We start from the raw sequence: 17,910 nt of genomic DNA, 5'->3' as shown, positions 1-17,910 counted from the left end.
GATGCTCCAGAAAACGGGGGCGGATCACTAACCCAAGGACTCTGGTCGCCGCTGGATGAAAACTCAGGGGCACGTCAACAGCGGGCTTACGATGACTGAGTACGTGAGGGCGTTGATCGAGGCCGATCTAGCGGGCCATCAAGATTACATGCTGCGGCTGATGGCCCATCGGATGACCTTGATGTCGATCCAGGTTGGCGCCATGGCTAAGGATAAGTTCGACGATGACGAGTACCATCGCTTGCGAAAGATGGCAGTAACTATGGGTCGCGCCGCGTTTGGTCCTCTCCCAGTTCGTCCATACGATTTCGAAGAACTTCCGGAAGAAGATGAGCGGATTCTCGCCCTTCATGCAGTGCTCGACCCGAAAAATGATGTCTGGTAGCAGAACCTCAGTTCTGCAGAGTTACTGACGTGCTTCGCCGAGCGTCGATGGCTGCCTCGCTGTCGCTCCTGGGATAGGGCTTTCACCGATCACGCAAAGCGCTCTCGTCCGGCCGTGTTGCCCGATAGCGCACGGTTGTGCGATCGGCGCCCAGCGCCCGGCAGGCCCGGCGCTCACTTAAGATGTAAGGGAAGTGAAGATGTACTCGCCGTTGGATCCGCTGCCGACGGCGCCACTTCCAAAACGATCCTTCCGGGCGACGTCGTCCAGCATCGAATTCACCCCTGATAGCCTGCATGTCACCCACGCTATTCGCATGCCAGCGCACAAGGGCGAGGTTGGTGAATTTGAGCGTGGCGCGGCGTAGGTTGGTGGGGCTTCTACGAGGTCGACATCGCGAGCCAGCGCGAAGGCGTTTAGGAAGATCATGAGAAAAATGCGATTGGTGTCTTACGCCAATCGGTCTTGTGCAAACGATTGGCGTAAGATACCAATCGTGCATGGCTCGACTTTCTCATCTTACTTCCACTGTGGCTGCTGCCTCGGGTGTGCCGGATACGGCGGCGCGGGTGATTGCCCGCTCGCTTCGGGAGGCTGGCCTAGTTTCAAAGGGAGGGCGCGGACTTAGCGCGGCGCGCATGGGGGCCGCCGATGTAGCGAGTCTATTGCTCGCTTTTGCATCGCCCGAGGACGTCACTAAATCCGGGCAGACGGTCAAGGTTATCGGAGATTTGAAACTAGAGCCTTGGGTTCCGCTCGGTAAGAGGAACCTCGATTTTTTGATTCTGGAAGATGAAGAAGATCGGACGGGCTTGTCCGAGAAGCAGACGCTTTGGAGCGTCCTCACGACGCTGGTCGAACGATATTCTTCCGAGGGCCGTCTGCCGCTAGAGGAGAAGGCGGCGACGGCCAAGGTGGCGTGGGCCTTCGACATGGTCGACAGCGGCCCTCGCGAAACCGACCCGACGCCATGCGCCATCACCCTGTCGGTGACAAAGGACGAATTCGGTTGGAAGGCAGAGGTAATAGTCGCCGAAAGAGGCGGCGACGACCTAGTGCTCAGCTTCTCGCCCGACGGAGTATGGCCACCTCGAAGGCGTAGGGAGGATAATCCGGGGCGTAGTCATACTATAACTCTGCCGCCAGCCATCGCTCACGCGGCCATTCGCTGCATGAGAGATGAAACGCCCACGGAATTCCAGCTGATACGGCAGGGCGAATGACGATGGGGCGGCGACATCAGGATCTCCCGCTGAGCTTGCCCCCACGCGGTCTGGGCCGCGAGGTTGCGAGCCGTTATATTGGGATTAGCGTCACCAAATTCGACCAACTGGTCCAAGAGGGGCGAATGCCGGCGCCGAAGCGGATCGACGGACGCAAGCTGTGGGATCGAGATGCCTTGGACGAGGCATTTTGGGCCTTACCTGACGATGGCACTGACCGCGCCGATAATCCGTGGGACGCAGCTGCGTGAAGAAAAAGCCTGCTCACGTTTCCTACTACCGCGACGTACGGGGGAAGGTGCGGTGGCGCTTTCGCCGTGTTGGTTTCCCTGAATCCCAAACAACCGAAACGTTTGGCTCTGAGGGATGGTGGGCTTGGTATGCGGCTGCGTCGAACGCCCAGCCGGTCAAGATCGGCGCGAGCCGGGTCAAGCCAGGATCCATCCACGCGTTGGGCGTGGCCTACTATGGATCGGGTGATTTTCTTGGACTCAAGCCGAACACCCAGCGCACCTACAAAGGCATCTTTGATCGCTATCGGGACAAGTACGGCGACAACCCTGTAGCCATGCTCGAAGCGCGGCACATTCGCGGGCAAATGGATAAGATGGCAGCGACCCCGGCTGCGGCGAACAATATGCTCAAGGTGCTGCGGGCGGTGATGCGCTTCGCTGTGGACCGCGGATTTGCTCGTGCCGATCCCACTGTCGGCGTGCGGATGCTTCGATACAGGAGCGACGGCTTCCACGCCTGGACTGAGCATGAGATCGAAGCGTTTGAGCTCAAATGGCCCGTCGGAACGAATGAGCGGCTCGGGTTCGACCTCCTCCTCTACACCGCTCAGCGGTCGGGCGATGTTCGGCAGATGACCGTTCACCAAATCCGGGACGGTCGGGTTCTCGTTCGTCAGGAAAAGACCGGGCAACTTGTCGATATCCCGCAGCATCCAAACCTCCAGGTATCGTTAGCAGCGCGCAAGATCGAGCACCTAGCGCTGCTCACCACGCAGCATGGCAAACCTTTCACCGAGAAGGGCTTTGGAAATTGGGTGAGCAAGGCGGCCGAGCGCGCAGGTCTGCCTCACTGCTCCGCTCATGGGCTGCGAAAGGCTGCGGCACGGAGATTGGCTGAGGCCGGCTGTACGGTCCACGAGATCATGTCGATTACGGGGCACCAAAGTTTGAAGGAGGTGGAACGCTACACGCGTGAAATCGCCCGGCGTGGGTTGGCCGATACAGCCATGAACCGCATCGCTTGATGCACGAAGCCAGAACGGTTCTGTCTAACTCTCAGTCCAAGGTTAGACGTATTTCGGGGTAACATAATGATTTGTTGCGACAAATTGCGGCGGGTGGCGGGCCGCGACCGATAGTGATGATCACTACGTTTACGCCATAGCCCTCTAAACCAGCAAGCCATGCAACTCCGAGTGTAAAGTGTAGCTTGACGCTATCCGCTCATGTGACCTATTATGTGCGTGAAGATTCGGAATGTTATTCCGCCGGATACGCGCGCGCTCTGAAGCAGCGTATGGACGGAGATAGCCCCCAGTCTTGATCATCAGGGAACGGCTTAAAGGTGGGCTCAGGCGCTATGACAGGATTTCGAGGGCAAGCTCCCGCCCATCCCGGCGGTTTTGTGAGGGCAGAGGTGATCGAGCCTCTAGGCCTTTCGGTCACGGCTGCCGCTGATGTGCTCGGTGTCACCCGAGCCGCCTTGTCTGCTTTTCTCAATGAGAGGGCCGACTTGTCGCCCGAAATGGCGATCCGCATCGAGAAGGCATTCGGCGTCTCGATGGAAACCCTCATGCAAATGCAGAACAGCTTCGACATCGCTGAGGCGCGCGAGCGGGCCGGAGACATTAATGTCGCACCCTATAGGGGCAAAGAATGAAGCTGTTACGGAATAGTGGCAACGAGCGTGTGATCGACCGGCTTCGTGACTGGCTTCGTCCGGGCGCGTCCATTGATCTTATGTCGCCAGAATTCTCGTTGCACGCCTTCGCCGAGATGCAGGACATGATGGCGAAGCCGGGTCGTATTCGGTTGCTTTTGGGTGAGGAAAAATCTCTTATCCAATCTCTCTTCGGCCGCGCGGCGGACATTTCCTATCGAGGAAAACTCCAAGGGCGTTGGCTTGCCCACTCGGCCCACGACTGGATCAAGAGCCACGCCGAAATTCGCTATGCAGCCGCACCTCCCCCGCAATCCATGATCGTCGTTAACGCAGGAGCAGTGCAACATGCCGTTCTTGGTACCTGCGCCTTTACAACCGAAGGCCTCGGCATCACGCCGAATACCGAGCTTGGCCTGATCCAGACCACCGACACTAACGAGGAAGCCGCCGCATTCGCCGAATGGTTTCAAACCAACTGGAGCGTACTGAAGCCGAGGGTGACCAGCGGTGAGGTTTTTACCACTTGGCTCGCCGAGGCGGCATCCCAACGCCCCGCATCCCTGCTCTATTTCAAGTTCCTATTCGAGCTATTCAAGGATTTGGGTGACGAACTGGACGAAGAGCGGATCATCAAGTCTGCCACGGGCATCCGCAACACCACGGTCTGGAAGAAGCTTTTCAAGTTCCAGCGCGACGGCGTCGTTGGTGCCATTGACAAGTTGGAACGGATCGGCGGCTGCATCATCGCCGACAGCGTCGGCCTGGGCAAAACCTTTGAGGCGCTGGCCGTCATCAAATACTACGAGTTGCGCAATGACCGCGTTCTTGTCCTGTGCCCCAAGCGGCTGCGCGACAACTGGACGCTTTACAAGGCCAATGACCGGCGCAACATCCTCGCGTCCGACCGCCTCAATTACGACGTGCTCAATCATACTGACCTGTCGCGCGATGGCGGTATGTCCGGCGACATCGACCTCAGCCATGTGAATTGGGGCAACTACGACCTTGTCGTAATCGACGAGTCCCATAACTTCCGCAACAAGGCGACCCACAAGGAACGTGACACCCGCTACGACCACTTGATGAAGCGCATCATTAAATCGGGCGTCAAAACCAAGGTGCTCATGCTGTCTGCAACGCCGGTCAACAACCGTCTTGCCGACCTCAAGAACCAGATCGCCTTCATGACCGAGGGCAACGACTTCGCGCTCATGGGGCACGGCATACAGAGCATCGAGGCGACCATCCGCAAGGCGCAGACGCAGTTCAACCGCTGGCTGGACCTGCCCGAAGCCGACCGCCGCCCCGCGCGGCTGATGGACATGCTCGGCTTCGATTATTTCAAACTGCTGGATCTGCTGACCATCGCCCGGTCGCGCAAGCACGTCCAACGCTATTACGGCACCGAGGAAACCGGCCAGTTCCCGGAGCGTCTGCGACCCGTCAACATCAAGGCCGACGTGGATCTGGCTGGAGAGTTCCGGCCCATCCGCGAGATTAACAACGAGATCAGGCGGCTAACGCTCGCCGCCTACGCGCCGCTCCGCTACGTCCTCCCCCACAAGCAGGCCGTTTATGACGAGAAATACAGCACCAAGATCAGGGGCGGCGAGAGCTTTTTCCGGCAGGTGGACCGCGAGGAAAGCCTGATCCACCTGCTGCGCGTCAACATTCTCAAGCGTATGGAAAGCTCGGTCGCGTCCTTCGCGCTCACCATAAAGCGCCAGCTTGCCGACGTGAACGCGCTGTTGGCGAAGATCGACGCCCACGACGAAAGCGTGGATGAAGTTTCCATCGACGATGTCGATATAGACGATCCCGCCTTCGAGGCTCTGTTGATCGGGCGCAAAGTCAAAGTGCTTCTGCATGATGTGGACCGTGTCCGCTGGCGGCAGGATTTGATAGAGGACCGCAACCGGCTCGCCACGTTGCTGTCCGCCGCACAGGCCGTCACGCCGGAACGCGACGCCAAGCTGGCCGCTTTGCGCGACGTGATTGCCAGCAAGATCGCTACGCCGATCAACGGTGAGAATCGTAAAATCCTGCTGTTTACGGCCTTCGCGGACACGGCGGACTATCTCTACGCCCAGCTCGCCGAATGGGCGAAGAACGAACTTGGCCTCGAAACCGCTGTCGTCAGCGGGACGGGTGCGAACAAAACCACGTTGCGCGGATTGCGTGGCGACATGAGTTCAATCCTTTCCGCTTTCTCGCCGCGCTCGAAAGAGCGCCCCAAGGAGTTGAACGTCGAGGGCCAGATCGACCTGCTCATTGCCACCGACTGCATTTCCGAAGGCCAGAACCTTCAGGACTGCGATTTCCTCATCAACTACGATATTCACTGGAACCCCGTGCGGATCATCCAGCGGTTCGGGCGTATCGACCGTATCGGTTCGACAAATACCCGCATCCAGTTGGTCAATTTCTGGCCCAACATGGAGCTGGACGAATATCTTGACCTCGAATCCCGCGTGAGCGGGCGGATGGTGCTCTTGGACGTGTCCGCGACCGGCGAGGAGAACGTCATCGAGTTTCAGGCCGGAAACCAGATGAACGACCTCGAATACCGTCGTGCCCAGCTGCAAAAAATGCAGGATACGGTGATCGACCTTGAGGACTTGTCGAGTGGTGTTTCCATCGCTGATCTGACGCTCAACGACTTCCGCATCGACCTTGCCGGGTATATGCACGAGCATCGGGAGAAGCTGGAGAGCCTGCCGTTAGGCACCTATGCAGTGGTGCCTGCATCCGACACATCTGGCCCCGAAAGCGACCTTCCGCCCGGCGCGATTTTCTGCCTGAGGGCGGTTGGCGAGGCGGCGGAGCGCGCCGCCGAACCCGGCTACCCCTTGAGTCCCAATTTCGTCGTCCATGTCGGCGACGAAGGCGAGGTACAGTTGCCATATACGCAGGTGAAGCAGGTGCTCGACCGCCTCAAGAAGGCGGCTATCGGACGCGATCTTCCCGATGCCAAAGCTTGCGCCCGCTTCGACAAGGCCACTCGATACGGGCGTGATATGGAAAACTATCAAGCCCTGTTGGCGCGGGCTGTCGCCTCCATAGCTGGTAAGAGCGAGGAACGCGCCGTCGCAAGCCTGTTCAGTCCCGGCGGCACCCACGCCCTGAAGGGGGAATTTGCCGGTATCAACGATTTCGAGGTTGTAGCCTTCGTTGTCATCCTGCCGGAAAGCGGGGCGGTATGACGGCGGGCGCGGGTTTCCTCATCATCGTCAACGCACTGGGGCTCCCTCCCAGCGCGCGCGTCGATGTGCGTGTGCCCAAAAAACTGCTGGTCGAGCAAGGTGCACCGACTGCCGCCGACAAACGCGCCATTCAGGACGGCATCGATGAATTGCAATGGTTCGCCGCGTGCAAGCCTGCTACCATTGGCGTTCAGGCATTTTCCGATGATACCCGCGAATATCTTGAGATTGCTATTGTGGGCTGCGTCTTCCGTCCGGGCGCTAAGGCTGCGCGGCTGATCGAGCTGATCCACCGTGCCATTCCTTACCCGGTGTTGCTAGTCACCGTCGACGAGAGCGGCCTTTCTGTATCGGCGGCGCACAAGCGCCATGCTCAAAATGACTCAGGCCGCACGGTGATCGAGCATGTCGTTACGGCGGGTAGTATCCGCGCCGATGCGGTAGATTCCGTGCAGATCGCGTTCCTGAAAAGTCTCGCGCTGGCGCAGCAGCCGCGCACCGACCTGTTCGCCCTTTATACTGGGTGGATAGCCCGGATCGAGGCCATCAACGCGGCGCGCTTGACGGGCGCATTTGTCGCGACCGATGATCAGGAAGCTCTCGACCGCCGCCGCGAGGCGCTGGACGCCCACGCGCGCCTCACAAAAGAGATCGAAAGTCTGCGCGCCAAGGCCAGGCACGAGAAGCGGCTTAGCCGCCGCGTGGACCTCAACCTAGAAATCCAGCGCCGCGAGGCTGACCTCACAGGATATACAAAATGGCTTTAACCGTGCCGAGCAAAAGGCCTCGAGCAATTGTAGGACCGATCATATCCGATATCGCCAGTATTGCCGGCAATGACGTGACGCTCGCTACGGCATTCTACACGGCCGGTGCTCTGAATGTAATTAATATCGATGCCAAGCGGCTCCGCCTGTTGATGCGGTTGAACACCAAATCAGTTGCTGACTGGGCTATGGGTTCCCTAGATCCTGTCGCGCTCCGTACGTTCATAGAGCGGCATCGGCAGGCAGGCGGAGAAGTCTCACTACTTATCAGCCCTACGGCCCATGCAAAAATCTATAGCGGCCAAAACGGCTATTTGGTTGGCAGCGCCAATCTAAGTACCCGCGCCCTGTCTGGCAGTGCTGCTGAAGTTCTTTGGTTTGAGAGTGATACAGCGCGAAAGAAGGCGATGGAATTGGCTGTCGAAGACTACTCAAAAGGCTTCAGCTTGTGCACACTTGCAGCACTGGATGCCTACATTGCCACGAATGAATCGAAGGTGAAAGCTCTCGCAAAGAAGATACCTCGGGAATTATTCTTCGAAGAACATGATCGCCTCCCTCAAGGTATTGTACGACCTCCGCGTTTAGGCGATTACGACGCCTTTTTAGAGTGGCTCTCGAAGCACCCAAGTCCAGCAGCAAAAGAGGTGCTGGCGCGAGCTAATGGCAAGTCAAACCTGAGCGGGCATATTCGACAAGCGTTTTTTGGACTCCGACAGTTCTTTCTCGGCTCTCCTAGCACCCTGCGCGACTTTACGAAAGTTGACCCGGATGGCTATTCTTTCTCCGGAGACAATCCAACCGCTTCTAAACTTGGCGCCTTCGTCACCAGACACGCCCGCGACGAAGGGCCGTTCGCTCCCAAGAAATGGCAGACATACTTACCAAAAAGCGCAGGGGGTAAGCAGATAACAGGGGGAGCCACATCGGGAAATTTGAACCGTATGTTCCCATTGCTTGCTCAATATCTAAATATAACAATCGGAAGAATGCAGTGACTGAAACTGGTACTCAAATTAGGAAGATCGAAAAGGGCGACCCCCTAACCATCAGTGAGGATTTGATCGGAGCTAACATCGCGCAACTGCTCGATCTTTTCCCAGCGATCCTCGTTGAGGGCAGCGAGGGGGGCTACGCTGTCGACGTTGACGCCCTAAAGCAGCTAGTCGGTGATGCGACTGTCTCGAGCGTCGATGAGAAATATGGCCTGTCGTGGCATGGTAAGCGCAAGGCTCGCCAGATTGCGCTCACACCTTCTACCGGGACACTATTGCCGCAGCCCGACGAAAGTGTTGCTTGGGATTCGACGCAAAATCTGCTTATCGAGGGTGATAACCTTGAAGTGTTGAAGCTATTGCAGAAAAGCTTCAACCGTAAGATCAAGGCTATCTACATAGACCCACCCTATAATACAGGTCGAAATCTTATTTACCCTAATGACTATCAAGATGGTGTTCGTACTTATCTGGAAGTGACTGGTCAGATAGAGGGTGGAGAAAAACTGCAGAGCAATCCTGAGGCTGGCGGCCGCTTCCATACCAACTGGCTATCTATGATCTACCCACGCTTGAAGCTCGCGCGGAATCTACTTGCGCCAGATGGCGTTCTCATCGTGACCATAGACGACAATGAGGTAAGTCAGCTCGGCGTCATTCTGCGCGAAGTGTTTGAAGAGGGAAACTTCGATCACGTCTGCGTTCCTGTCATCCATAACCCTCGAGGTGTCCAAGGCAAAAACTTCTCCTACGTCCATGAGTATGCCTATTTTGTTTATCCGGCCGGAACTAAGGCAATTTGTGATCGTAAGATTGAAGATGAGAAGGTTGACTGGTCTCACCTCCGAAATTGGGGGACGGAATCAGAGCGATCCGACGCAAAAAACTGCTTTTACCCAATTCTGGTCAAGGATGGGATAATCATCGGATTCGGTGACGTTTGCCCAGATGAATTTCACCCTCGCCAGACGGAGGTGGTCGAAGGTGTTTCCTACGTTTATCCAATCGACAAGGCTGGAGTGGAGCGCAAGTGGCGTTATGCGAGGCAATCGGTTGAGGCGATTGCTTCCATGCTTCGCGCCAAGCAAACCAGCTACGGATATGAGATCGAGCTTGGGAAAACTTTTGGTCTCTACCGCACGGTGTGGAACGATAAAAGGTATGACGCCAACGATAACGGGACGGGACTAGTCGGCGACCTTGTCCCGGGTTCGCCGTTCACGTTTCCGAAAAGTCTTTGGGCTGTCTACGATAGCCTGCTCGCGGTAACCGAGAATGACCCGGATGCTATCATTTTAGACTTCTTCGCTGGCAGCGGCACTACCGGCCATGCGGTCATGGAGTTGAACAAGGATACGGGCGGAAGTCGCCGATTCATCCTCGTCCAGTTGCCAGAGCCTGTTGAGAACAACAAAAAATTTCCGACGATCTTTGAAGTTACCAAGGCGCGTATTAAGGCGGCAGGAGAACGCATCAAGTCCCAATCTCCCACTTTTACGGGCGATGTTGGCTTTCGTGTTTTCAAGCTCGCATCGTCTAATATTCGCGCATGGGAGCCGGAGCCGTCCGACCTCGAAGGCACCTTGCTCGCCAATGCCGAGCATCTTGTGCCGGGCCGCACCGAGCAGGATGTGCTCTATGAGCTGTTGCTCAAGCTTGGCCTCGACCTGTGCGTTCCCATCGAGAAGAGAGATATTGCCGGGAAGGCTGTCTATTCCATCGGTGGCGGCGCGTTGATCGTTTGCCTGGCCGATGGCCTCACCAAGGACAGCGTCGAAACCGTCGCCAACGGCATCGTCGCGTGGTGGAAGGCGCTTGTGCCCGCCGTTGCTACCCGAATCGTATTCAAGGATTCCGGCTTCGTCGATGACGTGGCCAAGGCCAACATGGCGGCGATCCTGAATCAGAACGGCATCCTCGATATGAGGAGCCTGTGAGATGAAACTCCATTTCGAGCCGGATCTCGATTATCAGCACACCGCTATCGAATCGGTCTGCGACCTGTTCCGCGGGCAGGAGATCAACCGCACCGAGTTCACTGTCACCCGCCAAGCTGCCTCTGGCGCGCAACAGGAATTGGGCTTCGTCGAAAACGCCTTGGGCATCGGCAACCGTCTGACGCTGCTTGATGACGAAATAATCTCCAACCTTAACGAGATTCAGCTCAAGAACGGCCTGCCGCCGTCCGCGAGTCTCGCATCTGGCGATTTCACCGTGGAAATGGAAACGGGCACCGGCAAAACATATGTCTACCTGCGCACCATCTTCGAGCTGAACAAACACTTCGGCTTCACCAAATTCGTGATCGTGGTGCCATCTGTCGCGATCAAGGAGGGCGTCTATAAGACGCTCCAGATCACTGAGGATCATTTCAAGGGCCTCTATTCCGGCCAGCCCTTCGATTATTTCCTCTACGATTCATCGAAGCTGGGGCAGGTGCGCAATTTCGCCACCAGCCCGACCATTCAGATCATGGTCGTGACCGTGGGCGCGATCAACAAGAAGGACGTGAACAACCTCTATAAGGACAGCGAGAAAACCGGCGGCGAGGCACCCATCGATTTGATCCGCGCCACCCGTCCCGTCATTGTCGTGGACGAACCGCAGACCGTGGATGGTGGCCTGAAGGGGCAAGGCAAGCAGGCGCTCGATGCTATGAATCCCCTTTGCACATTACGCTATTCGGCAACCCATGTGGACAAGCACCACATGGTTTACCGGCTGGACGCGGTGGATGCCTACGAGCGTAAGCTGGTCAAGCAAATCGAAGTGGCCTCGATCGAAGTCGAGGGCGGGCACAACAAAGCCTATCTGCGCTTCCTATCCGCCAGCAACAAGGGCGGTGCCGTGACCGCGCGTGTCGAAGTTGATGTGCAGACGAAAGGCGGAAAGGTCACCCGTAGCGAGATCACCGTGTGCGATGGCGACAATCTGGAAGAAGAAACGGGCCGCGCCATCTACAAGGATTGCCGCATCGGCGAAATCCGGGTCGCGCGCGATAATTCCCTTTTGGAAGTGAAAACTGCCGGGTCCGAATCCTTCCTCGCCGTAGGACAGGCCATTGGCGACGTGGACGCTGACGCCGTCAGACGGCTGATGATCCGCCGCACCATCACCGAGCATCTTGAGAAGGAACGCCGCCTTGCACCGCTGGGGGTCAAGGTGCTCAGCCTGTTCTTCATTGACGCTGTGGAGCACTACCGTTCCTACGACGAGGACGGCAACGCCGTGAAAGGCAAATATGCGACGATCTTCGAAGAAGAATATCGCCGCGCCGCCAAGCTCCCCGAATTTGCCAGCCTGTTCAAGGAAGTGGACCTCACGACCAATGCCGAGGAAGTCCATGATGGCTATTTCTCCATCGACAAGAACAAGCGATGGGCCGACACCGCCGAGAATAATCAGGCGAACCGCGACAGCGCCGAACGCGCCTACAATCTCATCATGAAGGATAAGGAGAAGCTGCTTAGCTTCGATACGAAGCTCAAGTTCATCTTCTCCCACTCCGCGCTGAAAGAGGGCTGGGATAACCCCAACGTGTTCCAGATTTGCGCGTTGCGCGAAATCGGCACAGAGCGCGAACGCCGTCAGACCATCGGGCGCGGCCTGCGTCTTTGCGTCAACCAGCAAGGCGAACGCCTGCGCGGTTTTGAGATCAACACGCTCACCGTGATCGCCACGGAGAGCTACGAAGCCTTCGCCGAAAATCTCCAGAAGGAGATCGAGGCCGATACCGGCATCCGCTTCGGTATCGTCGAAAAGCACCAGTTCGCGGCCATTCCTGTTCAGCAGGAAGACGGTACCCTCGCCATGCTGGGCTTCGAGGAATCGGCCGCGATCCACGAATATCTCAAAAACGCTGACTTCATCGACGCCAAGGGCAAGGTGCAGGACAAGCTGCGCACGGCGCTGAAAAACAGGACGCTGACGGTGCCTGACGAGCACGCAGCGCACCTTCCGCAGATCGAGGAAGTCCTGCGCAAGATCGCTGGCAGGCTCGACATCAAGAACGCCGACGACCGCAAGCCGGTACGTGTGCGCAAGGAAGTCCTGCATAGCGCCGAGTTTCAGGCGCTGTGGAATCGCATCAAGCACCGTACAACCTATCGCGTTCACTTCGACAATGCCAAGCTGATCGAGGATTGCACCAAGGCTATTTCCAATGCCCCGCCGATCACCAAAGCGAAGGCCGTCATCCGTAAGGCCGATCTTGCCATTGGTCAGGGCGGCGTGATCGCCACCGAAACCTCGACTTCCGGCCCCGTGACTATCGATGAGGGCGATATTGCTCTCCCCGATGTGCTCACCGACTTGCAGGACCGTACGCAATTAACGCGCCGCAGCCTTGTTACCATCCTGACTGACAGTGGCAGGCTTAGCGATTTCAAGCGCAATCCCCAAGCCTTCATCGAGCTTGCGGCAGAAATCATCAACCGCACCAAGCGCCTCGCACTCGTGGGCGGCATCAAATATCAGCGGATCGGCGATGATCATTTCTACGCACAGGAGCTGTTCGAGCAGGAAGAGCTGACCGGTTACCTCAAAAATATGCTTCAGGACACACAGAAGTCAGTCTTCGAGCACGTCATCTACGACTCCGGCGGCGTCGAGCGCACCTTCGCCGAACAGCTCGAAAAGAACGAGGCAGTGAAGGTTTACGCCAAGCTGCCCGGCTGGTTCAAAGTCCCGACACCGCTTGGCACATACAATCCCGATTGGGCGGTTCTGGTGCAGGTGGACGGCGAGGAGCGCCTATACTTCGTTGTCGAAACGAAAGGAAGCCTGTTCACGGACGATCTGCGCGACAATGAAGCCGCGAAGATTGCCTGCGGAGAGGAGCATTTCAAGGCGCTCGCGGTTGATCCGAACCCGGCCCGCTATGTCAAGGCGACCAAGCTCGACGATGTGCTGAGCCACGTTTAGAGGGTTGCGTTACGCATAAGATGTGGAGCGCGGCTTTGCCGCGCGATGGCGGGCGGCGCTGCGATATGTGAGGTCTCCGCACCGCCCGCCATCGATCACGCCCGATCCTGCTGCGGTTGGATTCTGTCACGCGCATCTGTCGGGCGTTCCGCCTCGAACGCCTCTTTCCCCTTTTCGGCCCAGAGTTGTCGCGCCCGCTCACCGTCCTCACTTTTGAGCTTTTCCGCAGCCCAGATCATCGCGCCGTAGATCATGGGGCGGTCGTCGCCGGTCAGGTCCACGACGCCGGATTTGACGACGAGGCCGCCGAGTTCGATCAGGTGCCGGGTGCGCTTGCGGCGTTCGACCTGCCACGTCCTCATATCATGCCGCGCCCGCTGTGCCTGATGCCGGTTGCGCGCGGCTCGGTTGCGTCGGAGCGCCGCCAGCGTCGCGGTCAGGCTCTGATGCAGTTCGCCGCGACCGGCCCTGAAAGAACACCGCACCGCGCTTGGCCCATGCCTCCCTCTTTCCGGCATCGGTGGTTTCCGCCAGCACGATGAGCGCCCCGGCCAGTTCGTCGGCGGTGAGGCTGTCCGCTCCGGTGGCGATCACCAGTTCGCCAAGCTGCTCCACCTTGCGGGCTTTCAGTTCCCGCGCCTTGTCTTCCAGCGCCTTCAGTTCCGCATCATAGTCGCGTGGTCTACGCATTGCCGTATCCTTTCCCGGTCGCAAGTGGTTGATGCGGTAAGGATAGTTGCGCGGACGACAGAACGCAGTATTGTTGCCGGGACAGTGTGGCACGGCCCGGTCCATCCCGAGATTTTTTCGAGGGAGGGCGCGCTTATACGTCGTTCCGACGTGCGCTTGACCGTGGCAATGCTTGATCGCGATGGCGATCTATCATCTTCACGTCAAGGTCATTGGCCGCAAAGCCGGAAGCAGTGCGGTGGCGTCCGCCGCTTACCGCTCGGCCTCGCGGATGCACGACGAGCGCATTGACCGCGTGCAAGACTTTTCTAACAAGCGCGGCGTCGTCCATTCCGAAATCCTGCTGCCGGAGAACGCGCCCGAACATCTTGGCGACCGCGAACGGCTCTGGAACGATGTCGAAGCCTTCGAGGTGCGCAAGGATGCCCAGCTTGCCCGCGAGGTGGAATTCGCCATTCCGCGCGAGATGAGTGAAGCGCAGGGCATCGAACTTGCCCGCGACTTCGCGCAGTCCGAATTTGTCGATCAGGGCATGATCGCCGATCTCAATGTGCATTGGGACATCGGCGAAGACGGGATGCCGAAACCTCATGCCCATGTCATGCTCACCATGCGCAGCGTGGACGAGAGCGGGTTCGGCCAGAAGGTGCGGGACTGGAACCGCACGGAGATGGTCGAACGGTGGCGCGAGCGTTGGGCCGAGCACGTCAACGAACGCCTTGCCGAACTCGACATTGATGCCCGCATCGACCATCGCAGCCTTGAGGCGCAGGGCATTGGGCTTGAACCGCAAAGTCAGATCGGAGCGCCCGCGCAGCGGATCGAAGGTGAAGGGATCGAGGCCGCAGACCGCGCCGACATGCACCGGGAGATCGCGCGCAACAATGGCGCACGGATCATTGCCGATCCTTCCGTGGCGCTGGACGCGATCACACAGCAGCAATCGACCTTCACACGGCGCGACATGGCGAAGTTCGCGCATCGGCACAGCGACGGCATCGACCAGTTCAACGAGGTCATGGGCGCGATGCGCGGTTCACCCGATCTGGTTGAGCTTGGGCAGGACGGACGCGGCGAGGATCGGTTCACCACCCGCGACATGATCAAGGCGGAACAGCGTTTGCATTGTGCGGCGGAATTGATGGCCGAGAAGGAATTGCACGAGGTCAGCAGCAGGGACAGAGAGGCAGCACTCGCCAGCGCGGAAAAGCGCGGCCTTGTCCTGTCAGGCGAGCAGGCTGACGCGCTGGCGCATGTCACGGACGGGCGTGATCTTGGCATTGTCATCGGCTATGCCGGGACGGGAAAGAGCGCCATGCTCGGCGTGGCCCGCGAGGCATGGGAGGCGGCGGGCTTTGAGGTTCGCGGCGTTGCCCTGTCCGGTATCGCGGCGGAAAATCTGGAAAGCGGATCGGGCATCCCCTCGCGCACTATCGCCAGCATGGAACACGGCTGGGGACAGGGCCGCGACATGCTGACCGCCCGCGATGTGCTGGTCATCGATGAAGCGGGCATGGTCGGCACGCGGCAGATGGAGCGCGTTCTGTCCCATGCCGCCGAGGCTGGCGCAAAGGTTGTTCTGGTTGGCGATCCGCAGCAGTTGCAATCCATCGAGGCGGGCGCGGCGTTCCGGTCTATCCATGACCGTCATGGCGGCGTCGAAATCCATGAGGTGCGCCGCCAGCGCGAGGACTGGCAGCGTGACGCGACCCGTGATCTGGCGACAGGAAGAACCGGCAATGCGATCAGCGCCTATGACCGTCACGGCATGGTGCATTCCGCCGAAACGCGCGAGCAGGCGCGCGGCGATCTGATAGACAGATGGGATCGCGACCGGCAGGCATCGCCGGACAGCAGCCGTATCATCCTCACCCATACAAATGTCGAGGTGCGGGAACTCAACGAGGCCGCTCGCGACCGGATGCGGGAGGTGGGCAATCTGGGCGAGGACGTCCTCGTCAAAGTAGAGCGGGGCGAACGCAGCTTCGCCGCTGGGGATCGCGTCATGTTTCTCCAGAATGAGCGCGGCCTTGGCGTGAAGAACGGCACATTGGGGACCGTCGAACAGGTCAGCCCACAAAACATGGCCGTGCAGACCGACGATGGTCGCTCCATTGCCTTTGACCTGAAAGACTACGACCGCATCGATCACGGCTATGCCGCCACCATCCACAAGGCGCAGGGCATGACGGTGGAGCGGACGCATGTTCTGGCGACACCCGGCATGGACGCGCACGGCAGTTATGTGGCCCTGTCGCGCCATCGCGACGGCATGGACCTGCATTATGGCCGCGACGACTTCGCCAGTCAGGATCGTCTTGCCCGCACCCTGTCGCGCGACCGCGCTAAGGACATGGCGACGGATTACGACCCGGCGCAGGACTATGCCGAGCGGCGAGGTATCACCTTCCGCGCCCGTGTCGCCCAGATCATGCGAAGGCTGATGCCGGAACGCATGCGCGATGCCGTCGATGACATGCTCGACAGATTGCGCGCGCCGGGCGACGGCGTGCCTGGCCCCGAGGCCGGAACTGGCCGGGAAAGGGAAAGGACCGGGAAGCCGGTGGCGGAGCAGCAAATCGGGGAAAACTCGGAGGCCGAGTTGCGCCGCGCCCGTGGCCGGGCCTTTGTCCGTCATGCCCGTGCCGTCGATGCGATCTTCAAGGCGCAGGACCGGGACGTCGCTGCAACGCCCAAGCAGGTGCAGGAACTTAACGAAGCCCGCGCAGTCTTCAATGATCTGAGGCCCCACGGTTCCCAAGACGCCGAGGCGGTTTATAAGCGGAATCCCGACTTTGCGGCTGATGTGGCTTCTGGTGATCGTGATCGAGCCATGCCCGCAAGGCATGCCGTGCAACGGGAAACCGAGATGCGTCAAAATCCCGACCTGCGCGCCGACCGCTTCGTGGAGCGGTTCCGGGACCTCAAGCAGACCGGCGACCGACAGTATGCGGCAGGCAACTATTCTGGCTACAAGGCCGCCCGCACCGAGATGGGCAACATGGCAAAAAGCCTTGAGCGCGATCCCCAGATGGAATCCCTGCTCGAAGGTCGCAAGAAGCAACTCGGCATCGACATGGATTTCGACTCAGGCATGAGGCTGGGGCGGCAACTTTCCCTCAGTCATGGCCTTGGCAGAGGCCGGGGCATCGGATTGTAGAACGAGGACTTTCCTATTTGCCGCCGTTTCTACGCCATAGCCCTACGCTGCCTAAATATCAGTTGCACAACGATAAATCACTGTTCTGTCTGGTCTCTGCAATCTTCAGAAACAACCAGCAGGAGGCAGCGCAGCCATGCGTCAACCAGACCGTATCGTCCGTTTGAAGACCGTTCTCGCCCGCACCGGGCTGTCCCGGTCCACTATCTATCGCAAGATCGCCGAAGGCACCTTTCCAGCCCAGATCAAGATCAGCACCAATGGCGCGGGCTGGAAGGAATCCGACATCAATCGCTGGGTCGCCAACCCGGTCGGATGGCGGCAGCGTTCGTTCAACGAATTTGATTTCCTCGATGACTTCTGATCGCAGCGACGCCCCCAAGCCCGTGATAGCATCCCGTTCCCGGCGTACCAAACGACCACCTACGGCGTCGGAGCAGCTTGAGGAATTGTTGGGTTATCCTTGGCCGTTCCCCGGCAGGCCGCCCAAGCACGACCTCAGCACATGGACTGTCATCGACGACTGGCCTGATCCCGTGCCGGTCACAGAAGCCGAGATCGAAGTGTTCGAGCGTTGGTTCGGCGACCTCTTCGATAAACTCTTTGACCCCGACATCGGATCGCCCGATGCCGGGGCTGAGATTGATCTTGAAAACGGTACTAAATAA

At 58.7% G+C, this 17,910-nt stretch carries 14 protein-coding genes; 12 read left to right on the top strand and 2 right to left on the bottom strand.

The features are described 5' to 3' along the window. Positions 1–91 precede the first annotated feature (91 nt). The 9 genes from EGK63_RS15790 to EGK63_RS15745 all read left to right on the top strand — a co-directional run bounded on the left by EGK63_RS15790 (position 92) and on the right by EGK63_RS15745 (position 13,392). Positions 92–385 (top strand): hypothetical protein, encoded by a 294-nt coding sequence (locus tag EGK63_RS15790; RefSeq protein ID WP_125902261.1) that lies wholly within the window; start codon positions 92–94, stop codon positions 383–385. Positions 386–1,023: 638 nt separating this feature from the next. Continuing rightward, on the top strand, positions 1,024–1,608 hold the full coding sequence (locus EGK63_RS15785; protein ID WP_125902260.1) for a hypothetical protein: 585 nt from the start codon (positions 1,024–1,026) through the stop codon (positions 1,606–1,608). Positions 1,609–1,855: 247 nt separating this feature from the next. After that, the gene (locus EGK63_RS15775; protein ID WP_125902259.1) at positions 1,856–2,866 is read left to right on the top strand and encodes a tyrosine-type recombinase/integrase; all 1,011 of its coding nucleotides are present in this window, start codon (positions 1,856–1,858) and stop codon (positions 2,864–2,866) included. Between the two features lie 335 nt (positions 2,867–3,201). Further along, positions 3,202–3,501: a HigA family addiction module antitoxin gene (locus tag EGK63_RS15770; protein WP_125902258.1), complete on the top strand. Its 300-nt coding sequence runs from the start codon at positions 3,202–3,204 to the stop codon at positions 3,499–3,501. Then, entirely contained in the window at positions 3,498–6,707 is a 3,210-nt protein-coding gene (locus EGK63_RS15765; protein WP_125902257.1) for a helicase-related protein, read from the top strand. Before EGK63_RS15770 ends, EGK63_RS15765 begins: the two co-directional genes overlap by 4 nt. Further along, the gene (locus EGK63_RS15760; RefSeq protein ID WP_125902256.1) at positions 6,704–7,474 is read left to right on the top strand and encodes a DUF4391 domain-containing protein; all 771 of its coding nucleotides are present in this window, start codon (positions 6,704–6,706) and stop codon (positions 7,472–7,474) included. The genes EGK63_RS15765 and EGK63_RS15760 overlap by 4 nt, the downstream gene beginning before the upstream one ends. After that, positions 7,465–8,472: a hypothetical protein gene (locus EGK63_RS15755; RefSeq protein WP_125902255.1), complete on the top strand. Its 1,008-nt coding sequence runs from the start codon at positions 7,465–7,467 to the stop codon at positions 8,470–8,472. Before EGK63_RS15760 ends, EGK63_RS15755 begins: the two co-directional genes overlap by 10 nt. Further along, the gene (locus EGK63_RS15750) at positions 8,469–10,406 is read left to right on the top strand and encodes a site-specific DNA-methyltransferase (RefSeq protein WP_207896409.1); all 1,938 of its coding nucleotides are present in this window, start codon (positions 8,469–8,471) and stop codon (positions 10,404–10,406) included. Before EGK63_RS15755 ends, EGK63_RS15750 begins: the two co-directional genes overlap by 4 nt. A 1-nt stretch (position 10,407) precedes the next feature. Continuing rightward, positions 10,408–13,392, top strand: a complete 2,985-nt coding sequence (locus EGK63_RS15745) for a type III restriction-modification system endonuclease (RefSeq protein ID WP_207896408.1) — start codon at positions 10,408–10,410, stop codon at positions 13,390–13,392. A 95-nt stretch (positions 13,393–13,487) separates the two neighbouring features. Here the strand turns inward: EGK63_RS15745 and EGK63_RS15740 are convergent, their stop codons facing one another. Next, positions 13,488–13,754, bottom strand: a complete 267-nt coding sequence (locus EGK63_RS15740) for a conjugal transfer protein TraD (protein ID WP_125902254.1) — start codon at positions 13,752–13,754, stop codon at positions 13,488–13,490. 1 nt (position 13,755) lies between these two features. Then, positions 13,756–14,082: a conjugal transfer protein TraD gene (locus EGK63_RS15735; RefSeq protein WP_125902253.1), complete on the bottom strand. Its 327-nt coding sequence runs from the start codon at positions 14,080–14,082 to the stop codon at positions 13,756–13,758. A gap of 181 nt (positions 14,083–14,263) precedes the next feature. On the opposite strand from EGK63_RS15735, the gene traA reads away from it, so the two are divergent. From traA to EGK63_RS15720, 3 genes are all read left to right on the top strand, one after another. Next, positions 14,264–17,242 carry a Ti-type conjugative transfer relaxase TraA gene (gene traA / locus EGK63_RS15730; protein ID WP_125902263.1) on the top strand — a complete coding sequence of 993 codons (2,979 nt, stop codon included), beginning with the start codon at positions 14,264–14,266 and terminating at the stop codon, positions 17,240–17,242. Between the two features lie 136 nt (positions 17,243–17,378). After that, positions 17,379–17,606, top strand: a complete 228-nt coding sequence (locus EGK63_RS15725; protein WP_113490293.1) for an AlpA family transcriptional regulator — start codon at positions 17,379–17,381, stop codon at positions 17,604–17,606. Continuing rightward, a complete protein-coding gene (locus tag EGK63_RS15720) occupies positions 17,596–17,910 on the top strand; it encodes a hypothetical protein (RefSeq protein WP_243637730.1) in 315 nt (104 codons plus the stop codon). The genes EGK63_RS15725 and EGK63_RS15720 overlap by 11 nt, the downstream gene beginning before the upstream one ends.

It is taken from the genome of Brevundimonas sp. 357, from assembly GCF_003938605.1.
In the GTDB taxonomy this organism is placed as follows: Bacteria; Pseudomonadota; Alphaproteobacteria; order Caulobacterales; family Caulobacteraceae; genus Brevundimonas.
The sequence above is the reverse complement of the archived record's forward strand: the minus strand, read 5'-3'. Positions and strand labels throughout refer to the sequence as shown.